Source organism: Pseudomonas delhiensis (assembly GCF_900187975.1).
Lineage (GTDB): Bacteria > Pseudomonadota > Gammaproteobacteria > Pseudomonadales > Pseudomonadaceae > Pseudomonas > Pseudomonas delhiensis.
In genome coordinates, this window is the sequence record NZ_FZPC01000007.1 from 209,337 (window position 1) to 219,475 (window position 10,139).

Consider the following 10,139-nt stretch of genomic DNA (forward strand, 5'->3'; position numbering starts at 1 on the left):
TCGCGAGCAAGCTCGCTCCTACGAAAGCCCCCTCCCTCAGGGCTCAACCCCCTCGACAATGATCACCTCCGCCTCCGCCGCCCCCTGCCGCTGCGCCCAGGCCTCCTGGTATTCCTTCGAGCGGTAGCAGGCCAGCGCCTGGTCGTAGGAGTCGAACTCGATCACCACGCTGCGCTGCGGCGTCGGGCGGCCCTCCAGGGCCTCGGAGCGGCCGCCGCGGGCGAGGATGCGGCCGCCGTACAGGGCGAAGGCCGCTGGCGCGCGGCGGGTGTATTGGCTGTACTGCTCGGGGTCGGTGACGTCCACGTGGGCGATCCAGTAGGCCTTCATGGCAACCTCTTGGTGACAGTAATTTTGTGTATGATGGTATACCAAAATAATCTTCCCGCCATACCCCGGAGCCGGCCATGCCGTTCAATACCACCGAAGAAATCATCGAGGACTTCCGCCAGGGCCGCATGGTGCTGCTGGTGGACGACGAGGACCGCGAGAACGAGGGCGACCTGCTGCTGGCCGCCGAGTTCTGCACGCCCGAGGCCATCAACTTCATGGCCCGCGAGGCGCGCGGGCTGATCTGCCTCACCCTCACCGAGGAGCACTGCCTGCGCCTCGGCCTGGAGCAGATGGTGCCGAACAACGCCAGCCCCTACTCCACCGCCTTCACCGTCTCCATCGAGGCGGCCAGCGGGGTGACCACCGGCATCTCCGCCGCCGACCGCGCGCACACCGTGCAGGCCGCCGTGGCGCCGGGCGCCAGCGCCGAGGACATCGTCCAGCCCGGGCACATCTTCCCGCTGCGCGCCCGCGAGGGCGGCGTGCTCACCCGCGCCGGGCACACCGAGGCCGGCTGCGACCTGGCGCGCCTGGCCGGGCTGACCCCGGCGGCGGTCATAGTCGAGGTGATGAACGACGACGGCAGCATGGCCCGCCGCCCCGAGCTGGAAGCCTTCGCCGCGCAGCACGGGATCAGGATCGGCACCATCGCCGACCTCATCCACTACCGCCTGAGCACCGAGCACACCGTGCGGCGCATCGGCGAGCGCGAGCTGCCCACGGTGCACGGCAGCTTCCGCCTGGTGACCTTCGAGGACCGCATCGAGGGCGGCGTGCACATGGCCATGGTGATGGGCGACATCGACCCCGCCGAGCCGACCCTGGTGCGCGTGCACGTGATCGACCCGCTGCGCGACCTGGTCGGCGCCGAGTACGCCGGGCCAAAGAACTGGACGCTGTGGGCGGCCCTGCAGCGCGTGGCCGAGGAAGGCCGCGGCGTGGTGGTGGTGCTGGCCAACCACGAGTCGTCCCAGGCGCTGCTGGAGCGCGTGCCGCAACTCACCCAGCCGAGCCGGCCGTTCACCCGCTCGCAATCGCGCATCTATTCGGAAATCGGCGCCGGTGCGCAGATCCTCCAGGACCTGGGCGTGAGCAAGCTGCGCCACCTCGGCCCGCCGCTGAAATACGCCGGCCTCACCGGCTATGGCCTGGAAGTGGTGGAAAGCGTGCCCTTCGACGACTGGAAGCCGGCCACCGAGGCCTGACCACCGGTCGGCCGATACTGGCCGCCGGCCAGCTAGCGGGCGCCCGGACGTGTGGATAAACGCTAGAAAAATCAGTCGATTGCCGCCATCGGGCGGCAACCGAAAAGCCGCCACGGACGGCGCTAACCGGCAATCCACGGGGCCTGGAACGGGGCGAAGGCTTGCAGAAAGTTTGGAATACCATAATATGACATTCCGTAGGCCGACGATTGTCTCGGCGCCCCCGAACACGGGACAGCCTGAACAACGCTCCGGACAAGGCCGACCCTGACAGGCCCAGATGGCCACTGCTCCTGATGGGCAGGCACACAGCGCCTGCCCGCGCACAAACACAACAACGAGGGCATGTACATGGTGTTCAAGAAACGCGCAGTCGCGGCGACCCTCGCCGCCCTCCTGGGCCTGGCCGGCACCGCCGCCAGCGCCGCCGACGCCATCAGCTTCGTGAGCTGGGGCGGCACCACCCAGGACGCCCAGAAACAGGCCTGGGCCGAGCCCTTCAGCCAGGCCAGCGGCATCCGCGTGGTGCAGGACGGCCCCACCGACTACGGCAAGCTCAAGGCCATGGTCGAAAGCGGCAACGTGCAGTGGGACGTGGTGGACGTGGAGGCGGACTTCGCCCTGCGCGCCGCCGCCGAGGGCCTGCTGGAGCCGCTGGACTTCAACGTCATCAAGCGCGAGCGCATCGACCCTCGCTTCGTCTCCGACCACGGCGTGGGCTCCTTCTACTTCTCCTTCGTGCTCGGCTACAACCAGGGCAAGGTCGGCGGCAACGCCCCGCAGGACTGGAGCGCGCTGTTCGACACCAAGACCTACCCGGGCAAGCGCGCCCTGTACAAGTGGCCTAGCCCCGGCGTGCTGGAACTGGCCCTGCTGGCCGACGGCGTGCCCGCCGACAAGCTCTACCCGCTGGACCTGGACCGCGCCTTCAAGAAGCTCGACAGCATCAAGAAGGACATCGTCTGGTGGGGCGGCGGCGCCCAGTCCCAGCAGCTGCTGGCCTCCGGCGAGGCGACCATGGGGCAGTTCTGGAACGGCCGCGTCTACGCCCTGCAGCAGGACGGCGCGCCGGTGGGCGTGAGCTGGAAGCAGAACCTGGTCATGGCCGACTTCCTGGTGGTGCCCAAGGGCTCGAAGAACAAGGACGCGGCCATGAAGTTCCTGGCCGAGGCCTCCAGCGCCAAGGGCCAGGCCGAGTTCGCCAACCTCACCGCCTACGCCCCGGTGAACCTCGACAGCGTCGGCCAGCTCAAGGGCGACCTCGCCCCCAACCTGCCGACCGCCTACGCTAAGGATCAGATCACCCTCGACTACGCGTACTGGGCCAAGAACGGCCCGGCCATCGCGGCACGGTGGAACGAATGGCTGGTCAAGTGAAGCTGACGGCCGCTCCCCACGGCCGCTCCACTCCCGTCGACGGCGCCGCGCGCGCCGCCGACGCGGTGCAAACGAGGTCGCCGATGAAGCCGCAAGGCGTGTCGCCCTGGCGCGGCTCGGCCAAGCTGCTGCCAGCCCTGCTGTTCCTCGGCCTGTTCTTCCTCGCCCCGCTGGTCGGCCTGCTGCTGCGCGGCGTGCTCGAACCCACCCCGGGGCTGGACAACTACGCCCAGCTGTTCGCCAACTCGGCCTACACGCGGGTGCTGTTCAACACCTTCGCGGTGGGCGCGCTGGTCACCCTGATCAGCCTGCTGCTGGGCTTCCCCCTGGCCTGGGCGATCACCCTGGTGCCGCGCGGCTGGGGCCGCTGGCTGCTGAACATCGTGCTGCTGTCGATGTGGACCAGCCTGCTCGCCCGCACCTACTCCTGGCTGGTGCTGCTGCAGGCCTCCGGGGTGATCAACAAGGTGCTGATGGCCCTGGGCATCATCGACCAGCCGCTGGAACTGGTGCACAACCTCACCGGCGTGGTGATCGGCATGAGCTACATCATGATCCCGTTCATCGTGCTGCCGCTGCAGGCGACCATGGCGGCCATCGACCCCATGGTGCTGCAGGCCGGCTCGATCTGCGGCGCCAGCCCCTGGAGCAACTTCTTCAAGGTGTTCCTGCCGCTGTGCCGGCCGGGGCTGTTCTCCGGCGGGCTGATGGTGTTCGTCATGTCCCTGGGCTACTACGTCACCCCGGCGCTGCTGGGCGGCGCGCAGAACATGATGCTGCCGGAATTCATCGTCCAGCAGGTGCAGTCCTTCCTCAACTGGGGCCTGGCCAGCGCCGCCGCGGCGTTGCTGATCCTGATCACCCTGGTGCTGTTCTACGTCTACCTGAAAGTGCAGCCGGAATCCCCGGTCGGCGCCAGTAACGCGAGGTAAGCCGCCATGCTGCTCTCCCCCAACGCCATGGGCCCGCGCCTGCGCGGCGGGCTGTACCTGGTCACCGGCCTGATCGCCGCCTTCCTGCTGCTGCCGATCGTGTTCATCGTGCTGCTGTCGTTCGGCTCCTCGCAGTGGCTGGTGTTCCCGCCGCCGGGCTGGACGCTGAAGTGGTACACCCAGTTCTTCGCCAACCCCGAATGGATGGACGCCGCCCTGGCCAGCCTCAAGGTGGCGGTGCTGACCACTGTCTGCGCGGTGGCCCTGGGCCTGCCGACCGCCTTCGCCCTGGTGCGCGGCAGGTTCCCCGGCCGCGAGTTGCTCTACGGCCTGTTCACCCTGCCGATGATCGTACCGCTGGTGATCATCGCCGTGGCGGTGTACGCGCTGTTCCTCAAGCTGGGCTACACCGGCACGCTGTTCGCCTTCGTGGTCAGCCACGTGATAGTCGCGCTGCCCTTCACCATCATCTCGATCATCAACTCGCTGAAGCTGTTCGACCAGTCCATCGAGGACGCCGCGGTGATCTGCGGCGCCTCGCGCCTGCAGGCGGTGTTCAGGGTGACCTTCCCGGCCATCCGCCCGGGCATGGTCGCCGGCGGCCTGTTCGCCTTCCTCGTCTCCTGGGACGAGGTGGTGCTCAGCGTGATGATGGCCAGCCCCACCCTGCAGACCCTGCCGGTGAAGATGTGGACCACCCTGCGCCAGGACCTGACCCCGGTGATCGCCGTCGCCTCGACGCTGCTGATCGGCCTGTCGGTCCTGGTGATGCTCGCCGCCGCGCTGCTGCGCCGGCGCAATGAAGTCAGCGCCTGAGCGCGAGGAGTCAGACAATGAGTGCCGTCATCCAAGAAACCGCGCCGGGCGGGACCCTGGTCAGCCTGCGCAACCTGAACAAGCACTACGGCGACTTCACCGCCGTGGACAACATCAACCTCGACATCCGCGACGGCGAGTTCCTCACCTTCCTCGGCTCCAGCGGCTCGGGCAAGAGCACCACGCTGTCGATGCTGGCCGGCTTCGAGACGCCCAGCAGCGGCGAGATCCTGGTGCAGGGCCAGTCGCTGGTGAACGTGCCGCCGCACAAGCGCGACATCGGCATGGTGTTCCAGCGCTACTCGCTGTTCCCGCACCTGTCGGTGCGCGACAACATCGGCTTCCCGCTGGACATCCGCAAGCAGAAGGGCGACGCGCGCGAGCGCCGCGTCGACGCCATGCTCAAGCTGGTGCAACTGGAGAAGTTCGCCCAGCGCCGCCCGGCGCAGCTTTCCGGTGGCCAGCAGCAGCGCGTGGCGATCGCCCGCGCGCTGGTCTACGAGCCGCGCATCCTGCTGATGGACGAACCCCTGGGCGCGCTGGACAAGAAGCTGCGCGAGGACCTGCAGGACGAACTGCGCCACCTGCACCGGCGCCTGGGCATCACCATCGTCTACGTGACCCACGACCAGGAAGAGGCCATGCGCCTGTCGCAGCGCATCGCCATCTTCAGCCACGGCAGGATCGTCGGCCTGGGCAGCGGCTACGACCTCTACCAGAACCCGCCGAACACCTTCGTCGCCTCCTTCCTCGGCAACTCCAACTTCCTCCGCGTGCAGGCCCAGGGCAACGCCGCGGCGCGCTTCGAGAGCAGCGTGCTGGGCATCCGCCCCACCGGCGGCCTGCGCGAAGGCCAGGACCTGGTGCTGATGGTGCGCCCGGAGAAGGCCCTGGCCCTGACCGCCGAACAGGCCGCCGCGCAGCCCCTGCAGGCCGGCTGGAACGAACTGGGCGCCACGGTGCAGGAAGTGGTGTTCCTCGGCGAGAGCCAGACCTGCAGCGTGACCACCGTGGGCGGCACCCAGCTGACCCTCAAGGCGCTCTCCGGCGGCCAGCCGCTGCACCCGGGCAGCCCGGTGCGGGTACGCTGGGCGGCGGCCGACGCCTGCGTCTACGGCGAATGGAGCGAGAGCGACCTGGTCAAGGGCGCGCACTGATCCTTTGAAGTCCCTTGCGCCCCCGGCCGTTGTGGCGGCCGGGGGCTTTTTTTGCCTGCGGCTCCCGCTCCATATTTCCCCGTAGGAGCGGACCCTACCCACATCATTCCCTGTAAGAGCGCGCCCTGCGCGCGAAATCGCGGGCAGGGCCCGCTCCTACAGGTTGACGCCGAACGCCGAATGGCCCGTAGGGCGAATAACCGTTCGCGGTTATCCGCCGTTGGCCGGGGCACCGGGGCGTCCGGCGTGGCCAGTGAATCCAGTCGCGGACGGAGTCTCCTACGTCCGTGCGTCCTGGAACCGTAGGAGCGGACTCCGTCCGCGATCATGGCTACGGACCGGGCCGGCGGATGGCTCCGTGCGGCAAGAAAAAGCCCCGCCAGAGCTGCTCTCGGGGCGGGGCGGAGAGTGGGACGAGGAATCAGTCGGCCAGGCCCAGGCGGCCCTGCAGGCTTGCGCGGGCCTGGCCGCGGGTGGCCAGGCAGTAGTACAGCGGGCAGGTCACCAGCAGGCCGGCCAGCCAGGACAGGTCGGCGCCTTCCAGGTAGTTGGCGTAGGGGCCGACGTAGAGCGCGGTGTTGGCGAAGGGCAGCTGCACCAGGATGCCGATGGCGTAGGCGACGATCGCGTGCGGGTTGAAGCGCCCGTAGATGCCGCCGTCGGCGCGGAAGATCGAGGCGATGTCGTAGCGGCCGCGCTTGACCAGGTAGAAGTCGATCAGGTTGATGCAGGCCCAGGGCACCAGGACCAGCAGCAGGGTGAGGATCAGCCCGATGAACTGCGCGATGAAATTCGCCGAGGCGCTCAGCGCCACCAGGCAGCTACCGGCGAGCACCACCGACGACAGCGCCACGCGCAGGCGCACGCTGGGCGTCCAGGTGGCGGCGAAGGTCTGGATCGAGGTGACGATGGAGAGCACCGCGCCGTACAGGTTCAGCGCGTTGTGGCTGATGATGTTGAGCAGGAACAGCACCATCAGCGCCGGGCCGAACACGCCGGTGGCCTGCTTCACCGCGGCCATGGCCTCGGTGCCTTCGGGGGTGGCCAGCACCGCCACCGCGCCGAAGCTGAACGACAGGCTGGTGCCCAGCACCGCGCCCAGGAAAGTGGCGAAGAACGGCCTGGCGATGCCGACGCTGGCCGGCAGGTAGCGCGAGTAGTCCGAGGTGTAGGGCGAGAAGCTGACCTGCCAGATGATCCCCAGGCACAGGGTGGCGACGAAGCCGGAAAGGTTGAAGCCGCCGCGGCTGAAGAAGTCCGCCGGCAGCTGCTGGCAGAAGATCCAGGCGAAGCCCAGCAGCAGCGCGCCGCCCATCACCCAGGTGCCGATGCGGTTGAGGCTGTGGATGAAGCGGTAGCCGATCACGCCGATGGCGGTGGCGCCCAGCGCGCCGAGCAGGATGCCCGCCGGCAGCGGCACGGCCGGGGCGATGCTGTGGATCGACTCGCCGGCCAGGACGATGTTGGAGATGAAGAAGCCGAGGTAGATGAGCGCGGTGAAGAACACGATCAGCAAGGCGCCGTAGCGGCCGAACTGGCCGCGGCTCTGGACCATCTGCGGGATGCCCAGCTGCGGCCCCTGGGCCGAGGCCAGGGCGATGCCGACGCCGCCGAGCATGTGCCCGAGGAAGATCGCGACCAGGCCCCAGAGCAGGTCCAGGTGGTAGACCTGGACCACCATGGCGCCGGTCACCACCGGCAGCGGCGCGATATTGGTGCTGAACCACAGGGTGAACAGGTCGCGGGCACGGCCATGGCGCTCGGCCGGGGGCACGTAGTCGACGGTGTGGTTCTCGATGAGCGGGGTGGACTCGGTGTGGGACATCTTCTGGCTCGCTGCGGATGGCCGGGCGCGGGCGCGGAGCGGCCGGCCACATGGCCGACGGCGTTCCACTGCGGGCGCGGACAGTCGGGAATCGGGATTGCAGGAATCAGGCCACGAGCGGCCTGGCGCGGGACCGGCGGTGCCGGGGCGGGTGCAACCTCGGGGAATCATCGAGCCAGGCCCCTTCGGAGGCGCGGCGGGGGAACATCATGCACAGCATCTTCTTGTCTTCTTTGTACGAAAGCTACGTATGTATTTGCCTTCGGCAGCAGGCCCCGTAAAGGGCTGGTAGGCACGCCAAGACGAAGACCATATTATGGTATTCCAAGATTCCGGCAAGCCTTTTCCCCACCAGCAGCCCCGACCCGGGGCTATCCAGGCGGCCATCCAGGCCCCTCGGAGAACCGCTGAAACCCTTGCCGCCCGAGGGCTTGATCCCAAAGAGCGACGTTCGTCGGCAACCGACTGGCGGTCATCCCGGGGCTTGAACTTTCAGTAATACGGTATACCATCAGACGAAAATAATTCCTCCAACGCCCGCCCCCGTGGCAGCAGGTACCCGCAATGATCGACGCCAACCTCTACAAACAAGTCATGGGCTCCTTCCCCTCCGGCGTGACCGTGATCACCACCCTGGACGAGGATGGCCAACTGGTGGGCCTGACCGCCAGCGCCTTCAGCTCGCTGTCGATGGACCCGGCGCTGGTGCTGTTCTGCCCCAACTACAGCTCCGACTCCTACCCGGTGCTGATCCGCCGCAGGCAGTTCGCCATCCACCTGCTCTCCGCCGAGCAGCAGCGCGAGGCCTACAGCTTCGCCAAGAAGGGCAAGGACAAGGCGCAAGGCATCGACTGGCAACTGAGCGAGCTGGGCAACCCGCTGCTGGAAGGCGCCACCGCGGTGATCGAGTGCGAGCTGTGGCGCGAGTACGAAGGCGGCGACCACGCGATCATGGTCGGCGCGGTGAAGAACCTGGTGGTGCCGGAACAGCGGGTGCAGCCGATGGTTTACTGCCGCGGGAAGATGGGGGCGCTGCCGGCGCTGGCCTGATACCCGTAGGGCGCATAACGCCTACGGCGTTATCCGCCATTGCCGCCGGGCTCCGGTGCATTGGCCGACGGCGGATAACCGCGAACGGTTATTCGCCCTACGCCGCGGCAATGAGGTTGGTTCGCTTCATTGACGGATAATCGCGGACGGAGTCCGCTCCTACGGCGCCAGGGAAGCACGGTCGTAGGAGCAACTGTCTTGGAGCCGAGGTGCCTTTCGTTTCGTAGGATCGAGGGGGACGCCTAGTTCTTGCTCGCGAACCTTGGGCCCGCGCTCCGATCTCCCCCTCGTCATTCCCGCGAACGCGGGAAGCCAGAGACTTTTGCGTTGGGCTCGGTGTAACGCGCCGCTCCGAGTGCGTTGATGTTTCTCGTTTCGCCCCCTCGGGCGAGTCACTTTTGTCAATCGCCACAAAAGTAACCAAAAAGGCTTGCCGGTACGACTCACCCACATAGGTGACAAATCGGTTCAGGCACATGGGTAACAGTTTCTAACCTGCAGGGGTCACCTCACGAGGACTGGCCCATGCCTTGGCGAGAGCTGAAACCTATGGATGAGAAAGTACTGTTCATTGCCGACTATCTGCGTGAGCTCTACAGCTTCACTGTGTTGTGCGAGCGCTTCGGCATCAGTCGCAAGACCGGCTACAAATGGGTGGAGCGCTACCGACACGCGGGTCTGGAGGGGCTGGACGAACAAAGCCGGCGCCCCCATAAGCAAGCGTTTACGACGCCTTACGTGATCCGCGAATACATCCTCAAGTTACGTCGGGATTCGAATGTCGATTTAGGCCCGAAGAAGATCCAGGTGCTGGTCGAGCAGCGTTACCCCGGGCAGAGCCCTTCGCGGACCACGATTTACAACATCCTCAAGCAGGCGGACCTGGTCGCGCCGCGACGAGTGCGCCAGCGGATACCGGCTTATCCAAAACCACTGACCCCGGCGAAGGCTCCCAACGACCTCTGGACGGCCGATTACAAAGGACAGTTCCTCACCCGCGATGGGCAATGGTGCTACCCGCTTACGGTCATGGACCATGCCAGCCGCTACCTCCTGGCCTGCGATGGACTGCTTGGCCCACGCCTGGCCGAAACGCAGGCGGTCTTCGAGCGCCTGTTCCGTACCTACGGACTACCGTCCCGCCTGCGCACGGACAACGGCACGCCCTTTGTCAGCAAGGGGCGGGCGGGCCTGTCGCGGTTATCCATCTGGTGGTTGCGCCTGGGCATCCTCCCCGAACGCATCGCACCCGGCCACCCGGAACAGAATGGTCGCCATGAGCGTATGCACCGCACGCTCAAATTCGCCGCTGTCCAGCCACCCGAGGCTGATCTGAGCAGTCAGCAGACCTGCTTCGAGAACTTCCTGCAGCACTACAACCATGAGCGGCCGCATGAAGCCCTGGAGCAGAAAACCCCGGCGCAGTGCTATGTCCCTTCACCAC

9 protein-coding genes are annotated in these 10,139 nt (G+C 67.1%); 7 read left to right on the forward strand and 2 right to left on the reverse strand.

Features of this window, described 5'->3' with window-relative positions:
* Positions 1-36: 36 nt before the first annotated feature.
* The gene (locus CHC02_RS08690) at positions 37-330 is read right to left on the reverse strand and encodes a DUF1330 domain-containing protein (RefSeq protein ID WP_089391081.1); all 294 of its coding nucleotides are present in this window, start codon (positions 328-330) and stop codon (positions 37-39) included.
* Positions 331-407: 77 nt separating this feature from the next.
* Here CHC02_RS08690 and ribBA point away from each other — a divergent pair, with 77 nt between their 5' ends.
* The 5 genes from ribBA to CHC02_RS08715 all read left to right on the forward strand — a co-directional run bounded on the left by ribBA (position 408) and on the right by CHC02_RS08715 (position 5,820).
* Positions 408-1,538: a bifunctional 3,4-dihydroxy-2-butanone-4-phosphate synthase/GTP cyclohydrolase II gene (ribBA, locus tag CHC02_RS08695; RefSeq protein WP_089391082.1), complete on the forward strand. Its 1,131-nt coding sequence runs from the start codon at positions 408-410 to the stop codon at positions 1,536-1,538.
* Positions 1,539-1,889: 351 nt separating this feature from the next.
* Positions 1,890-2,915 (forward strand): ABC transporter substrate-binding protein, encoded by a 1,026-nt coding sequence (locus CHC02_RS08700; RefSeq protein ID WP_089391094.1) that lies wholly within the window; start codon positions 1,890-1,892, stop codon positions 2,913-2,915.
* Positions 2,900-3,847 (forward strand): ABC transporter permease, encoded by a 948-nt coding sequence (locus tag CHC02_RS08705; RefSeq protein WP_089391083.1) that lies wholly within the window; start codon positions 2,900-2,902, stop codon positions 3,845-3,847. Before CHC02_RS08700 ends, CHC02_RS08705 begins: the two co-directional genes overlap by 16 nt.
* A 6-nt stretch (positions 3,848-3,853) precedes the next feature.
* Positions 3,854-4,663: an ABC transporter permease gene (locus CHC02_RS08710; RefSeq protein ID WP_089391084.1), complete on the forward strand. Its 810-nt coding sequence runs from the start codon at positions 3,854-3,856 to the stop codon at positions 4,661-4,663.
* Between the two features lie 17 nt (positions 4,664-4,680).
* Positions 4,681-5,820 carry an ABC transporter ATP-binding protein gene (locus CHC02_RS08715; RefSeq protein ID WP_089391085.1) on the forward strand — a complete coding sequence of 380 codons (1,140 nt, stop codon included), beginning with the start codon at positions 4,681-4,683 and terminating at the stop codon, positions 5,818-5,820.
* Between the two features lie 421 nt (positions 5,821-6,241).
* Here the strand turns inward: CHC02_RS08715 and CHC02_RS08720 are convergent, their stop codons facing one another.
* The gene (locus CHC02_RS08720; RefSeq protein ID WP_089391086.1) at positions 6,242-7,645 is read right to left on the reverse strand and encodes a purine-cytosine permease family protein; all 1,404 of its coding nucleotides are present in this window, start codon (positions 7,643-7,645) and stop codon (positions 6,242-6,244) included.
* A 564-nt stretch (positions 7,646-8,209) separates the two neighbouring features.
* Here CHC02_RS08720 and CHC02_RS08725 point away from each other — a divergent pair.
* Positions 8,210-8,695 carry a flavin reductase family protein gene (locus CHC02_RS08725; RefSeq protein WP_089391087.1) on the forward strand — a complete coding sequence of 162 codons (486 nt, stop codon included), beginning with the start codon at positions 8,210-8,212 and terminating at the stop codon, positions 8,693-8,695.
* Positions 8,696-9,220: 525 nt separating this feature from the next.
* Positions 9,221-10,139, forward strand: a 919-nt coding sequence (locus tag CHC02_RS08730; RefSeq protein WP_141137689.1) for an integrase core domain-containing protein, incomplete at its 3' end; no start/stop codon positions are given.